General features: G+C 39.3%; 12 protein-coding genes and 1 pseudogene. 8 read left to right on the forward strand and 5 right to left on the reverse strand.

The window, feature by feature from the left end:
• The first annotated feature begins 23 nt into the window (after positions 1 to 23).
• On the forward strand, positions 24 to 875 hold the full coding sequence (locus ACN6MY_RS08030) for an aldo/keto reductase (protein WP_419883489.1): 852 nt from the start codon (positions 24 to 26) through the stop codon (positions 873 to 875).
• 106 nt (positions 876 to 981) lie between these two features.
• Here ACN6MY_RS08030 and istB read toward each other — a convergent pair whose 3' ends face one another.
• The 3 genes and pseudogenes from istB to ACN6MY_RS08045 all read right to left on the reverse strand — a co-directional run.
• The gene (gene istB, locus ACN6MY_RS08035) at positions 982 to 1,545 is read right to left on the reverse strand and encodes an IS21-like element helper ATPase IstB (protein WP_419883490.1); all 564 of its coding nucleotides are present in this window, start codon (positions 1,543 to 1,545) and stop codon (positions 982 to 984) included.
• 194 nt (positions 1,546 to 1,739) lie between these two features.
• Positions 1,740 to 2,084, reverse strand: coding sequence for a Mu transposase domain-containing protein (locus tag ACN6MY_RS08040; RefSeq protein ID WP_419884107.1), 345 nt, complete (start codon positions 2,082 to 2,084; stop codon positions 1,740 to 1,742).
• Between the two features lie 51 nt (positions 2,085 to 2,135).
• Positions 2,136 to 2,568 (reverse strand): annotated as a pseudogene (locus ACN6MY_RS08045) (IS21 family transposase); the annotation flags it as partial.
• Positions 2,569 to 3,432: 864 nt separating this feature from the next.
• Here ACN6MY_RS08045 and ACN6MY_RS08050 point away from each other — a divergent pair.
• From ACN6MY_RS08050 to ACN6MY_RS08065, 4 genes are all read left to right on the forward strand, one after another.
• Positions 3,433 to 4,779 (forward strand): TrkH family potassium uptake protein, encoded by a 1,347-nt coding sequence (locus tag ACN6MY_RS08050; protein ID WP_419883491.1) that lies wholly within the window; start codon positions 3,433 to 3,435, stop codon positions 4,777 to 4,779.
• Positions 4,780 to 4,801: 22 nt separating this feature from the next.
• Positions 4,802 to 5,458, forward strand: a complete 657-nt coding sequence (locus tag ACN6MY_RS08055; protein ID WP_419883492.1) for a potassium channel family protein — start codon at positions 4,802 to 4,804, stop codon at positions 5,456 to 5,458.
• A gap of 46 nt (positions 5,459 to 5,504) precedes the next feature.
• The gene (locus ACN6MY_RS08060; RefSeq protein WP_419883493.1) at positions 5,505 to 6,740 is read left to right on the forward strand and encodes a cation:proton antiporter; all 1,236 of its coding nucleotides are present in this window, start codon (positions 5,505 to 5,507) and stop codon (positions 6,738 to 6,740) included.
• A gap of 78 nt (positions 6,741 to 6,818) precedes the next feature.
• Positions 6,819 to 7,013 (forward strand): MFS transporter, encoded by a 195-nt coding sequence (locus tag ACN6MY_RS08065; RefSeq protein ID WP_419883494.1) that lies wholly within the window; start codon positions 6,819 to 6,821, stop codon positions 7,011 to 7,013.
• A gap of 140 nt (positions 7,014 to 7,153) precedes the next feature.
• Here ACN6MY_RS08065 and ACN6MY_RS08070 read toward each other — a convergent pair whose 3' ends face one another.
• Positions 7,154 to 7,747, reverse strand: coding sequence for a class I SAM-dependent methyltransferase (locus ACN6MY_RS08070; RefSeq protein ID WP_419883495.1), 594 nt, complete (start codon positions 7,745 to 7,747; stop codon positions 7,154 to 7,156).
• 405 nt (positions 7,748 to 8,152) lie between these two features.
• Here ACN6MY_RS08070 and ACN6MY_RS08075 point away from each other — a divergent pair, with 405 nt between their 5' ends.
• The gene (locus ACN6MY_RS08075; RefSeq protein WP_419883496.1) at positions 8,153 to 9,265 is read left to right on the forward strand and encodes a hypothetical protein; all 1,113 of its coding nucleotides are present in this window, start codon (positions 8,153 to 8,155) and stop codon (positions 9,263 to 9,265) included.
• Between the two features lie 381 nt (positions 9,266 to 9,646).
• On the opposite strand, the gene ACN6MY_RS08080 is transcribed toward ACN6MY_RS08075, so the two are convergent.
• Positions 9,647 to 10,357: a GntR family transcriptional regulator gene (locus ACN6MY_RS08080; RefSeq protein ID WP_419883497.1), complete on the reverse strand. Its 711-nt coding sequence runs from the start codon at positions 10,355 to 10,357 to the stop codon at positions 9,647 to 9,649.
• A gap of 183 nt (positions 10,358 to 10,540) precedes the next feature.
• Here ACN6MY_RS08080 and ACN6MY_RS08085 point away from each other — a divergent pair, with 183 nt between their 5' ends.
• Positions 10,541 to 12,427, forward strand: coding sequence for a beta-glucoside-specific PTS transporter subunit IIABC (locus tag ACN6MY_RS08085; RefSeq protein ID WP_419883498.1), 1,887 nt, complete (start codon positions 10,541 to 10,543; stop codon positions 12,425 to 12,427).
• Positions 12,428 to 12,440: 13 nt separating this feature from the next.
• Positions 12,441 to 13,880: a 6-phospho-beta-glucosidase BglA gene (bglA, locus tag ACN6MY_RS08090; protein ID WP_419883499.1), complete on the forward strand. Its 1,440-nt coding sequence runs from the start codon at positions 12,441 to 12,443 to the stop codon at positions 13,878 to 13,880.
• Positions 13,881 to 14,341 lie beyond the last annotated feature (461 nt).

Consider the following 14,341-nt stretch of genomic DNA (forward strand, 5'->3'; position numbering starts at 1 on the left):
TAATTAACAGGAGGAATTTTTTTATGCAAAAAGTAACTTTAAACAATGGTGTTGAAATGCCCATTCTTGGCTTTGGGGTTTTTCAGATACAGGATGAAAATGAATGTGAACAAGCTGTTTACGATGCGATTATGGCAGGATATCGTCTAATTGATACGGCTGCCTCGTATCTAAATGAAGAAGCAGTCGGCAGAGCAATCAAGCGGAGCGGTGTGCCAAGAGAGGAATTGTTCATCACAACAAAACTTTGGGTTCAGGATACTGGTTATGAGAGCACAAAGAAAGCATTTGCCAATTCACTAAAAAGACTTCAATTGGATTATTTAGACTTGTATTTGATTCATCAGCCATTCGGCGATGTATATGGTTCTTGGCGAGCTATGGAGGAATTATACAAGGAGGGAAAAATCAGAGCAATCGGAGTAAGTAACTTCTATTCAGACCGCCTGATTGATTTAATCATCCATAATGAAGTTGTACCTGCCGTAAATCAGGTCGAAACACATGTTTTTAATCAGCAAATCGAAAGTCATAACTTAATGAAAGAGAACAATGTTCAGATTGAATCTTGGGGACCGTTTGCTGAAGGAAAAAATAACATGTTCCAGAACGAAACTTTGGTATCAATTGCTGAAAATTATAATAAATCCGTTGCACAGGTGGCTTTACGCTGGTTAACACAAAGAGGCGTCGTTGCGATTCCAAAATCTGTTCGTAAGGAAAGAATCATCGAAAACTTCAATATCTTTGACTTTGAATTAAGCAAAGAAGATATGGAGAAAATGGCTGCCTTAGATACGAAACAAAGCTTGTTCTTTTCACATCAAGACCCTGAAATGGTGAAATGGATCGGTACCCGTAAACTTGATATTTAACGCTAAAGATAGTACAAATTGATATATTTCGATTTAGGGTGCTAGATGTCAACGTCGGTTTATTTTTCCCCATTGTCATCGGAATAAAAGTCCCCATTTATATCGGTTACTCAGTTACTTTGGCTGGGAACATTCCAGCCTTTTTCTTTTCTTTGAGGCGATAGGACTCTCCTTTGATATTAAAAGTGACAGAGTGATGAAGGAGTCGATCTAGAATCGCTGTAGCTAAAACATCATCCCCAAATACTTTTCCCCATTCAATAAATGATTTATTAGATGTTAAGATCATAGCCCCATTTTCATATCGTTTGGACACCACCTGAAAAAAGATATTGGCTGTTAGTTCATCAAATGGAAAATATCCTACCTCATCGATGAGGAGTAAATTGGGGCGGCTCCATTTATTAACTAAGCGATGGAGAGTTCCTTTTGATTCTGCCTTTCGGCATTCTGATACCACATCATCAGCTGTTAAAAATAACGCAGTGTATCCTTGTGTAATAGCTTCTACGGCAAAGGATATCGCTAAATGGGTTTTCCCTACACCTGGTGGACCTAATAGAATCCTATTTTCCCCGTTTGCGATGTACCTACAAGTCAAGGTTTCCTTCACACGCTGTTCACTTACACTAGGCTGAAACGTATACTCAAAATCATGGATGTTCTTCATGTAAGGAAGCTAGGCGCTCTTCATCCTCTTGGACAAGAGATTCGCCTGTCTAGCTTCAGTTTCTCTCAAAACAAGAGTGTACAAAAAATCAAAATATGGTACATTATTTCTAGAAGCGTTCTCTAAAAGATCATCTAATTGGTTGGCTATTTCCTGCCAACCAAGATTCTCTAGCTGCTCTTCGAGTTAGTTTTTCAAATTGAATCACCTTCTTCGAGAGCAGCATAAGAAGCTAGAGATCGTGTTTCAACAATAGGAGGAGGGACATTTCCAGAATCTTTGGCCGCCAAACCAGTGGGATTCTCATGTTCCTGCTCTTTTCCTGTTTTGTGTAATCCTTCATAATGCTCTAGCTTCACATGAACACTCGTTTTACCCGTTAAAATAGGGTGTTTAGCCACGCACTCCTTCTCATCATAGATTTCAATTTGATGATCCAAGGTTACTTTAACCTTTACTTTGTGGCCCGCATACCGGAAAGGGACGGAATACTTTTTGCCTAAATAAGAGATGAAACAATCTCGGCTTACTTCACGCATCTCCCAATGACTAGTCGGGAAGAGGGGTTTTGTTCCCCAAGTCTGAAGAAACCTTTGTTCGTGTTGTAGGCGTAGAACCGGTGGTTCATTAGTTGTTTGATTCTTCTTTTGATTCGCTGTTTGATCAAGCCATATACGGATATCATGATTTAAGGCGTATATGTAGGTTCATGTTTTTTTTTGGAAGAAATTATTCTTTACGTATAGAACCGAAATCTCTACTGGACTATGCTTCGTGACGACTGTTTTCATATTGTCATAGAGAATCTGTTCCGGTAGACCGTTCTGTTGTAAACTCCACATATTTCATTCTGGAATAACCTAAAACCATGATGAATGCGTAAACTTTTTGAAGTTTACCATCTACTTCATACATACCTACATCGGCCCAATCCATCTGAGCTTGTTTTCCTGGTGCTGTTTCAAATCGTACAGTGGATTGTTTTTTCGGTTGAACCCGATAGGGTTTTATAAACTTTCGGAGGAAATAGAAGACATACTTTATAAACTCGCCTTCTAATGTATTGTCTGGAGAAGACTCGAAATTCAACATCGGATTTTTAACGTGTCATGTCGCTCATGCACGGCACCTTTAGCGTTGCCTGAAAAATAATTCCGATAACTTTTAATAATTTATCTCTGCGAATTTCAAATTTTCACCCCTTTTTTAAAAAGATATAGAAGCGCATGAAACTATTTATTTATTCCTAAAGAACCAATACGTGATATTTCATTTTACGTTTATGATTGAGAGAATGATAAAGAAGGTAAATTTATTGAAAGTGTAGGTTCTTTAAAATGATGAAGCACTTTTTATCTATACTCAATTACCATCTGGAATTCCTAATTACATCATTAAATATGAAAGTTTCGATTATGTTAAAGGTAAATTGGTATTATCTGCGGATGGGAGAGGAATTACGAATTTTAGAACCCCTGAAATCAAACATACAATGAAAGGAAAATGGAATATACTCATAAACGCATTGTGTACAAAAATAAGATTAAAATCATTTTTACAGGGGATATCGATAAATTAAAAGAAATGGCTCTTCAAATCTCCGGTTAAAATTTATATACTGTTGAATCGCTATCTGTTCGATTCATGGATGACTACGGGTGCGTTAATTTAAGAACGTATTGCTGCTTTGGCAGCCTTTTTTATTTTATACCTATGGGCAGGTAAAACTAATGTGATTAACAATAGAAGGGTAATGGGTATATAAAAGTTTATTCTAAGGATAATTAATAAGAAGATGAATGGAGAATAGAAAATTCCTAATTGAATTATTGTAAGTATATCGTAGATAATTTATGGTATTTTAAACTATTTTTAGAGGAGAACACAATGAAGAAAATTAGAGCCTTTTTTGACCCACCCAAAATTTTAGTTTTAGGCTTTGCCGTTTTAATTTTAATAGGAGCTTTTTTATTGACCCTTCCCATTGCGACACATGATGGAAAAGGGTTATTGTTTTTAAATGCCTTATTTACTGCTACATCTGCCACCTGTGTAACGGGTCTTGTAGTTGTGGATACAGCCGATACATTTACCACTTTCGGGGAATTGGTCATCTTAACACTCATCCAAGTTGGTGGGTTAGGCTTTATGACGTTTGCAACCTTTTTTGCCTTCCTTTTAGGTAAGAGAGTGTCTCTAAGAGACCGGCTGATTCTTCAGGAGGCTTTAAATAACATTTCCCTAGCAGGAATTGTGCGGTTGGTTAAGAGGGTGTTAATATTCACTGGAATTATCGAGCTGACCGGTGCCATTATTTTGGCGATCCGTTTCTCTTTAGAAATGTCAGTTGGTAAAGCAATTTACTGGGGAATATTCCATAGCATCTCAAATTTTAACAATGCAGGATTCGATCTGAACGGTGAATTCCGAAGCCTCACTCCGTTTGTTGACGACCCGACTGTGGTGCTTACCGTGGGTGCATTGATTACTTTAGGCGGACTTGGGTTCATAGTTCTGAATGAACTGTACGAATACCGTGAGACCCGCCGTCTTTCCATACAATCAAAGGTGGTTTTAGCAACTACGCTAATTTTGACACTTGGAGCAGCTATTCTAATCTTCGCATTTGAATATGGGAATCCCAAAACGCTCGAATCATTGTCTGGCTCAGGAAAAGTGTTGGCTTCCTTATTCCAGGCCATCACACCAAGAACTGCCGGAGCCAATACGTTGCCTATTGGAGATTTAGCCCAATCCACTTTGCTCCTGATTATCTTCTTAATGTACGTTGGAGCTGGTCCGGGTTCTACTGCGGGAGGAATAAAAATTACCACCTTTGCAGTTCTTTCGGCTACGGTATGGACCCAAATGAAAGGGAAAGAAGATGTGGTCATGTTCCGCCGGAAAATTGTAATGGAAACTATTTTAAAAGCCCTAGCAGTAGCTGCAATGGGGATATTCCTCGTGATGTTTGTTACGATGCTTCTTACCATTACCGAAGGTGAACGACATAATTTCATCATGTACCTATTTGAAGCTACATCTGCGTTTGGTACGGTAGGTCTGTCTATGGGATTAACCCCTGAATTATCGCCCTTTGGACGAGTGATCATTATCTTTACTATGTTTGCAGGTCGGCTGGGACCTTTAACGCTTGCCTATGCTCTAACTATGAGACGAAGAGGGAATAAAGAACCTATTCGCTATCCGAAAGGAAAGATTATGATTGGATAATCAAAAATAGGGAGTGGTAAAAATGAAAAAACTTCAATTCGCTGTAATAGGCTTAGGAAGGTTCGGTACCAGTGTAGCTCAAAAATTAAATGAAGCTGATCAAGAGGTATTGGGAATCGATATAAACGAAGAGAGAGTAGAGGATGCCGAAATGTTTGTTACTCACGCATTGGTAGCAGATACTACAGAAGAAGAAGCACTGAAGTCAGTTGGAGTCCGAAATTTTAATGCCGTTATTGTGGCAATTGGCAATGATATGCAGTCTAGTATCTTAACCGTTTTGCTATTAAAAGAGTTAGGGGTTAAAAAAGTGATAGCGAAAGCCCTTAATAAGAATCATGGGCAAGTATTACACAAAGTAGGAGCAGACTGGATAATCTACCCGGAAAGAGATATGGGGGAACGTGTCGCCCATCAGCTTCTGTCACCCAATGTGTTAAATTTCATTGAGCTTTCGAATGAATACAGTATAGAAGAAATCAGAACCCCATTGAGTATGACAGGCAAAAGTTTGAGAGAGCTTGATTTGCGAGCGAACTATAATCTCACTGCAATTGCTATTGAAAGTGATGGAACAATTACTGTCTCTCCTTCTCCAGAACAGATTATTCATAAGGGGGATATGTTAGTTCTCATTGGCAATATAAAGGATTTGGAGGAATTTTCACATTTGGACTAAACAGTAGGATTAAGGAAGGCTGGTGCATAAATTGGAAGCTGGTGCAATGGAAATAGCTCAACAGGACTTATATACAATCACCATAGTGTTATTGCTTGGATTACTTGTCATGAAGATTGCAGAACGTTTAAAAATTCCAGATGTAGCCTTATTCATGATAGTAGGAATCATAATTGGACCTTCCTTGTTAGATGTCATCAAAGTTCCAATTGATTCAGTCATATCTCAATTTATTATTATTCTTGGTTCGGTTTTAATCTTATTTGAAGGGGGAAGGGGAATTCAGCTTTCCATTCTGAAAAAGGTCTGGATCACGATTTCCCTTTTATCGATTGTTGGAGTCATTGTAACTGCAGCTGTCGTTGCACTGATTGCCTTTTATTTATTAGAATTGCCTCTAATTTATGCACTGTTACTTGCGTCCGTCATTGCATCCACAGACCCAGCGACACTCATACCTGTATTTAGACAGGTGACCATTCGAGAAAAAGTAAGGCAGACGGTAGAGAGTGAATCTGCTTTTAACGATGCAACAGGTTCTATCCTGACCTTTACACTGCTAGGTGCGATTGTCGGTGGAACTGGTTTGTCCGTTTCCTCAAGCATTTGGAGTTTCCTTCGCGAGGCTGGTGGAGGCATACTTATCGGGGCTACAGTGGGATTGGTCGCGGCGTTTACCATCTCTCAACGCAGATTGGGATTCTTACGGAAATACAACGCCATTGTTAATCTGGTTACCGCTGTTGGCTCTTATTTAGCTGCCGGACTTCTTGAGGGAAGTGGATTCATGGCTACGTTTACTGCTGGACTGATTTTAGTAAATTCACGTTTATTCCGTGTGTATATTTCAGATGAAACGAATGGTTCAGTCTCGAATTTCTTGGAAAAGGTAACGTTAATCATGAGGACGCTTATTTTCATGTTGCTGGGCACTCAAGTAGATTTTGATGTAATTGGCGAGTTTTGGCTTCGTGGAATCATAATCGTCTTGGTTTTTATGTTTATAGCAAGACCTCTTGCTGTAATGATTTGCACCCTGCCGGACCGCAGGGCTAAATGGAGATGGAATGAAATCTTCTTCATGTTTTGGGTCAGAGAAACCGGTGTTATTCCTGCGGCTCTATCAGGAATGATAGTCGCATCTAACGTTAAATACGCACAAGAAATTTCTTCAGTGACTTTTATAGCCATTTTGGTCACAATACTTTTGCAAGCCAGTACAACAGGATATGTTGCTAAAAAGTTAGGTGTAACGCTGAAATCTCCTTTGACTAAACAATAACGTGAGCATACTGATGGCGACATTGGTACAAATACGGGTTCTCTCGATCAGCTCGCAATCAGTATCGGTCAATCGGTCGTGTTTTTTATTAATGCAGCCGTTGCAAATCAAGGAGGACAGCATTGGAATGTAACAACAGGCTGGCGCTGGATGTTAGGGATTGGTGCTGCGCCTGCCATTATTTTTTTCTTTCTGCTGTTTTTTGTAAAGGAAAGCCCGCGCTGGCTGGAGAAAAAAGGGAGATCAGAAGAAGCCCTGCAGATTCTTGTTTAGGGAGTTCAATTGACATCAGGTTCGGGAGAATATGGAGCGGATTTAATATAATCAAAATTTAAAAACAAAGTCATTGTCCAAGCAAAGCGATATTATCAATCTATTATTAAAAAAATTCCAATACCGATTAAATTAAATTACTAGTATGTTTTCGTTAACTCCAATTGAACAAAGAGGCCATTGTAAAATTCTTTTTTCTCTACGATGTCAAAACCAACTTCCTTAATTGTTTTTTCTGTGTCCCTGTCTAAGCAACAGCCATCACAAATCCTTTTCCAATAGGGAGTTAACCTCTTTTGCATTTTATACAAAAGGGGGTTATCCATTTTCACGTGTTCGAATACAAGGACTCTTCCTTCATCCTTACATACCCTTTTCATTTCTTTAAGCGATTGTTCAGGATTAGGGATCGTGCATAAAACCAATGTAGCTACAACGGTATCAAAAGTTCCGTCCTCATAAGGTAACGTTTCTGCACTTTCTTTGTGGATTTGTATTTTAGCAGTGGACATATCCTTTCTCTTTTTTGAACGCTCAATCATATCCTGGCTAGGTTCTATAGCAATAACCTCCACGTCTTCAGAGTAATAAGGAAAATTTATTCCTGTGCCTGAACCTATTTCCAATACCAAACCCTTTGCTTTAATAAGTAAATTCTGTCTAATTAATTTAAACTTGGTTTTCTCTAGGGGAGTCATAAAGATATCAAACCATTTAGGAAATGTCTTACTCATCGTTATTCATCTTACCTCTCTTTATATGCTTTAATCTATTATATAATAAGTAAGGTTTTTGCAGAATCTATCACCCTCTGTAATACAATGAAGAAAACTACAGAGAGGTGCAACAATGGACGAAATACCAAAAGGTGAAAAGGGTGTTTTTTACAATTGAGTATGCCTTTAAGAATAGTATTGTTAATGCAGGAGAGGGAATTCCCCTCTCCTTTTTTACTTTGTTTAATCTAAATGTCTTGCTGAATCAAATTTTTTGTACTAGTGGTTTAGGAAAATCAAGATGTGGTATGTGTAATATGACGCTTTTTAATTAATTCCAATACATATATAGTAGACTTTTAAAGTATAAAAATCAGTAAGTGGAGAAAAACCATATTTGCTGTAAAAAATAGGTGGGATAAAGTGAAAAAAATAATAAGGGCAGGAGTTTCTTTGGCGGCCATCCCGTATGTACTGTTAACTGGCTGTTCAGAAACGGCAACTTCACAAAAAGAAGGGCCGGAGCTAAGTGAAAGGCCGGCCATAAGTTCGCAGAATTTAACTAAAGAATTAATAGAGTCTCCTAGATTCCCGCATATGGCGGCCTATCAGGCTATCAAACCTTCCCAGAAGGCACAGCCGTTAGAAAAGAAGTATACCAAAGAACAGGTAGCTAATATGCCAAAATCAGAGGCGCATGGAGATGCAACGGACAGAAGTGTCCCTTTAGGACAAGTCTTGCAAAAAGGTGCGGCAGATCAGACAGAGGGGCCGCTCCAGAAATATAGAATTGTTTCGTATTATGGAAGTCCCCATTCGAAACAAATGGGGATTTTAGGAGAATATAGTCCTCGTGCTTTAATGGATAAATTGATGAAGCAAACACGTGCTTATTCTGAACTGGACCCTAAAAGGCCTGCTATCCCTGCAATTGAATTGATCACAACTATTGCACAGCGCAATCCTGGACCAAAGGGTCTGTATGTGCATCCGACACCTACTGCCGACATCGAAGAATATGCGAAGCTGGCAACAGAAAATAATGCTGTATTGATTTTAGATGTCCAGCTAGGCCGCGACAGCGTTATGAACGAGGTAAAATCGATAGAAAAATATTTGAAACTGCCAAATGTATATTTAGCGATAGATACCGAGTTTCATGTCAGTAAAGGGCAGGTCCCAGGCGAGAATCTGGGGCATGTGGATGGTAAGGATATACAAGAAGCGATTGAATATGTATCCAATTTAACAAAAGAAAACAGACTTCCAGACAAAGTGGTCGTGGTCCATCAATTTGCAGGCAAAATTATCAGCAATAAAAGCGCAATTCATCCGACAAAAAATGTGGAAGTCGTTTTAAATAATGATGGATTTGGAATTCCAGCCTTAAAACGATCAGGCTATCACCAGCTTGTGCGAAACCAGCCTATCCAGTACGGCGGGTTCAAGCTCTTCTATAAGAATGATCAGCCTTTAATGACTCCTAAAGATGTTTTAGAACTGGACCCGGCACCAGCTTTTATTAATTATCAATAGTGGATACATACAAAAGAACGCAGCGGATTAGTATTTCCGCTGCGTTTTTTTAAACGAAATATAAAGGAGAAAGCGATTGTTTTTGCCATTTTCCATTGACTCTTATAAAGGTTAAAGAGCTTACCACAAACATAAGCTCTTTTGCCTGGTCTATTTACTTTATTCTATGACAGCCTATATAAACTGCCTATAGTTCTAGAATGATTTTTATAGACTGTAGCTAATTCAAGCCTCGGCAACTGTCATGCTCATTTTGTATGTTATGGGGCCAAAGCGAGCAATTTCAGGGGTAGCTTAACTTATTTGTTCTCTCCGTTCATCGTGAAGTTGATCCGCAGGGGCGATTTTCTCAATTCCCACACCGCATATCCTTTTTTCTTCTTAGATCAACTGGCCATTCACCTGAATAAAGAAGTGTGACTGTTTGTAGTTATAGGTGACTTTCGAAAAGTCGAATGGCTGGCCGTTTGTTAAATAAAACAAACTTTCAATGCAGAACTTAGGATTGCCGGGTTCTAACCCTAAAAGCTCCGCTTCTTCTGGGCTTAATTGATCCGCATGAAGGAACAGATCTGAAAATCCAATCTTCAATCCAAGTCCTTCACGAATATATTGAAAGATTGATTCAGATACAATTTCTTTATTTAAATAAGTAACAATTTCTTTATTATAATAAGATTCTTCAAAGCATAATGTCTCTCCATTAATGTAGCGAACCCGCTTGACATAATAGACATCATGATCCGGTCCAATGTTTAGGTTATCCATTACTTCTTGTGTTGGTTTGACGACATTTAATTCAATGACTTTTGAGGTTAATTGAAAATCCTCTAGGTCTTTTTTAAACCCCTGGTTGGAAAGCAAGCTTACATAACCTTCCCGTTTATGGCGCCTTACAAATATGCCGCTTCCCCTGACTTGAAAGACGACCCCTTTTTTCTCCAAAAGATCTAAAGATTTCGTGATTGTACTTTTGCTGACTCCATATTGTGCTATGAATGCTTCCAAAACTGGCAGCTTATAACCTTGCTTCAGGTCATGATCCTGAATATATTTTTCTATTTCATTTGCAATCTGCTGATATTTTAACATAACTGTGTCCTCAACTTTAATTGATCTTTTCTTCATTATAACATAAAACGCTTACAAATATTGAATGGTGATAAAAATATTGTTTAGGTATTGAAAAATTATACCGGTACAATTATAATGAAAACGTAAACAATTTGAATTGACAAACAACTTTAAAAAAAGGATCAGTAAGGAGGAAAGAATATGTCGGCAAAAGTAAGAGATTATCCCCAGCTGGCAAAAGATATTTTGGCGGCAGTTGGCGGGGAAGAAAATATCATTGGAGCGACACGGTGTGCAACAAGGCTGCGTTTGGTGTTAAAAAGATCTAAGCCGAAAGCGAAAGACGAGGTTGCCTCAATGCCGGGTGTTATTACCGTCGTTGAAAATAGCGGCCAATTCCAAGTTGTTATCGGGCAGCGTGTCGGTGAGGTCTATGAGGAATTTAACCAACTTGTAAATCTCGAAACTTCTGATGCGGAAAGTGAAAATAAAGGAACCGTTTTAAATCGCGTGATTGCAACAATGTCGGCAGTATTTGCTCCTTTTATCTATATCTTAGCCGCTTCAGGTATTTTACAGGGTGCGTTAATCATTATTAATCTATTATTTGACGGTTTTTCCAAAACTGGCACATATCAAGTATTAAGTTTTATGTCTTGGGCGCCGTTTACTTTTCTTCCAATTTTTATTGCGATTACCGCATCCAAGCATTTTAAGGCCAATACGTTTATTGCGGTCGCCTGTGCCGCTGCGCTTGTAAGTCCGACATGGGCCGATATGGCTGCACAAATTGCAAGTGGAAAGACTATTACATTTTTAGGCATTGTTTTATCAAAGACGACTTATACGTCATCTGTTCTGCCGCCGCTGTTTTTAGTCTGGATTATGTCATACCTTGAAAAATTCTTGAACAAACGAATGAATGAAGTGATCAAACCATTATTTGTGCCATTAATCTGTATGATTGTGATGGTGCCGTTAACGATTCTCGTTATTGGTCCTATTACGACTGCAGGTGCAAATGGGATTGCGAACGGATACAACTTCCTGGCTGAACATGTGCCAGTACTAGCTGGAGCACTGATTGGAGGATTCTGGCAAGTGATTGTCATTTTCGGTATCCATTGGGGCATCACGCCAATGGTCATGGCAAACTTTGATTTACATGGCCGCGATTCCTTCCAAGCCTATCAAACTATCGCAGTTATCGCACAAGTTGGTGCAGTTTTTGGTGTTCTTTTAAAAGCAAAGAGCCAGGAAGTGAGGAAAGTCAGTCTTTCTGCCGGGGTCACCGGAATTTTCGGAATTACAGAGCCGGCGATTTATGGTGTTACTTTAAGATTTAAGAAACCTTTTATCTTTGGATGTATTTCCGGTGCGATTGGAGCCATCGCAGCAAGCTTTTTCCATCCATATTACTTTGCCTATGCAGGGCTGCCGGGGCCGTTAACAATTGTAAATGGAATCAATGCAAAATTCCCTCTATCAATCTGGGGAATCTTGATTGGAGTGGCAATTGCTATTATTCTTCCGGTTATTTTGATTCAAATTTTCGGATACGGGGATGATACAGCTAAACAAACGGACAGTGAACCTGCAGAACAGGTTGGAGTAATAAGCCAGCCTGATGAATATGAAGAAGTTATTTATTCACCGCTAAGCGGAACAGTCATTCCATTGTCAGAGGTGCCGGATCCGGTATTCAGCTCCGGTGCAATGGGCGATGGTGTCGCCATTGAGCCGACGGATAATAAATTGCATGGCCCTTTTGATGGAACCGTCGTGATGGTGGCACCGACCAAGCATGCCATTGGCCTACGTTCAAATAATGGCGTGGAAGTACTCGTTCATATTGGACTTGATACTGTTAAATTAGAAGGAAAGCCGTTTGATTTAAAGGTGAAGGAAGGCGATAAATTCCATCAAGATGAGGTGCTGATTGAGTTTAATAAGGAATTGATTGAAAAACAAGGCCTTAAAACAGTAACGCCGGTCATTATTACAAATACACAATCATTCCAAGAAATTATTAGTGTAAATGCAAAGAAACTACTGTCAAATCAGAAATTATTTACGGTTGTAAAATAGGAGGGTTTTTGAGATGAGTAAATTATCGGAAGATTTTCTATGGGGCGGCGCTTTAGCTGCCCACCAATTTGAAGGCGGCTGGAGTGAAGGCGGCAAGGGGCCAAGCGTTGTTGATGTAATGACTGCCGGCGCACACAGCGTTCCCCGGAAAATTACTGATGCCATTGAGGAGAACGAGTTTTATCCGAACCATGAAGCAATTGATTTTTATCATCACTATAAAGAAGATATTGCCTTGTTCGCGGAAATGGGATTGAAATGCTTGCGGACTTCGATTGGATGGAGCCGTATCTTTCCAAAGGGAGATGAAACTGAACCGAATGAAGCCGGGCTGCAATTCTATGATGATGTGTTTGATGAGCTCCTGAAGCATGGCATCCAGCCTGTCATTACTTTGTCGCATTTTGAAATGCCGCTGCATCTAGCCCGGGAATATGGCGGTTTCCACAATCGCGAAGTTGTCGGCTTCTTTGTTAAATTTGGAGAAACATGCTTCAAACGGTACAAGGATAAAGTGAAATACTGGATGACGTTTAATGAAATCAATAACCAGATGGATGTGAACAACCCGATTTTCTTATGGACAAACTCGGGTGTCTCGGTGAAGGAAGGCGAGAATGCCAGAGAGGTTATGTATCAAACTGCACATCATGAGTTAGTAGCAAGTGCGCTGGCGGTGGCTAAGGGAAAGGAAATCAATCCTGAATTTCAAATTGGGGCGATGGTGTCGCATGTGCCAATTTATCCATATTCCTGCAATCCGGAAGACATCATGCTTGCGGAAGAGGAAATGCGGCAGCGTTATTTCTTCCCGGATGTCCAGGTGCGCGGCTATTATCCGGCTTATGCGCTCAAGGAGTTTGAACGGGAAGGTTTCAACATTAAGATGGAAGACGGGGATGATGAAATTCTCCGTAATGGAACTGTCGATTATCTTGGCTTCAGCTATTATATGTCCACAACGGTAAAAAGCGATGTCAAAAAGGACAATATAGGGAATATAGTGAACGGCGGCTTACCGAACGGTGTAGAGAATCCTTACATTAAAGCGAGTGACTGGGGCTGGGCAATTGACCCAACAGGATTGCGTTACACATTAAATCGATTCTATGACCGTTATCAAATTCCGTTGTTTATCGTGGAAAACGGTTTTGGCGCTGTAGATGTTCTGGAAGAGGATGGTTCGGTGCATGATGCGTCGAGAATTGAGTATTTAAAATCGCATATTGAAGCATTGGAAAAGGCAGTTGCGTATGATGGTGTGGATTTAATGGGTTATACACCATGGGGCATCATTGACATTGTCTCCTTCACAACCGGAGAAATGAAAAAGCGTTACGGCATGATCTACGTCGACCGCGACAACGAGGGCAACGGAACCATGAAACGCTTTAAGAAAGATTCTTTTGATTGGTACAAAAAAGCAATTGAAACGAATGGTGAAGTTTTATAAATAAGGTAATTTTAACGTGCTTTAAAATATCAAAGTGATGGCTTTGAAACTTCATTTAGCTGTGTTAAAGAGAACCTTCCCAAATAAAAGAGGAAAAAAGAGGAACTGGAACTGTTTTTAGTACTAACAATTAACAATTAATTTATAGAAAAGAGGACTTATCTTGTGGTAAGTCCTCTTTTTACTTTTTCTAGATAAGAAGTAAACCAAGAAGGTTATTTGGCAGTTGATTTACTTCCGTTATAAGCAAATGTGAAAGAGATGTTATATTTTCTCAACCTTTCTATAAAATGAGACAAGTCTTGTCCTCCTATAAACCATAGAGTAACACCTTTTTTTTGTTAATCAATAACTTCATGGTCTTTTCTTTCCAGGTATTTCTTTAATTCATTTTTCGGAGAGATGACTTTTGTTCTTCGTTGTTTTGTGTAGTCTTGTTATCCAAATGTTGTACTTTTACC

It is taken from the genome of Peribacillus sp. B-H-3, assembly GCF_048572925.1.
Taxonomy (GTDB): Bacteria; Bacillota; Bacilli; order Bacillales; family DSM-1321; genus Peribacillus.

Coding starts and splice junctions, on each gene's coding strand:
- ACN6MY_RS08080 (WP_419883497.1), bottom strand. CDS start 10,357: ATGTTAAAATATCAGCAGATTGCAAATGAAATAGAAAAATATATTCAG.
- ACN6MY_RS08040 (WP_419884107.1), bottom strand. CDS start 2,084: ATGCGTGAAGTAAGCCGAGATTGTTTCATCTCTTATTTAGGCAAAAAG.
- ACN6MY_RS08085 (WP_419883498.1), top strand. CDS start 10,541: ATGTCGGCAAAAGTAAGAGATTATCCCCAGCTGGCAAAAGATATTTTG.
- bglA (WP_419883499.1), top strand. CDS start 12,441: ATGAGTAAATTATCGGAAGATTTTCTATGGGGCGGCGCTTTAGCTGCC.
- ACN6MY_RS08060 (WP_419883493.1), top strand. CDS start 5,505: ATGGAAATAGCTCAACAGGACTTATATACAATCACCATAGTGTTATTG.
- istB (WP_419883490.1), bottom strand. CDS start 1,545: ATGAAGAACATCCATGATTTTGAGTATACGTTTCAGCCTAGTGTAAGT.
- ACN6MY_RS08050 (WP_419883491.1), top strand. CDS start 3,433: ATGAAGAAAATTAGAGCCTTTTTTGACCCACCCAAAATTTTAGTTTTA.
- ACN6MY_RS08030 (WP_419883489.1), top strand. CDS start 24: ATGCAAAAAGTAACTTTAAACAATGGTGTTGAAATGCCCATTCTTGGC.
- ACN6MY_RS08055 (WP_419883492.1), top strand. CDS start 4,802: ATGAAAAAACTTCAATTCGCTGTAATAGGCTTAGGAAGGTTCGGTACC.
- ACN6MY_RS08070 (WP_419883495.1), bottom strand. CDS start 7,747: ATGAGTAAGACATTTCCTAAATGGTTTGATATCTTTATGACTCCCCTA.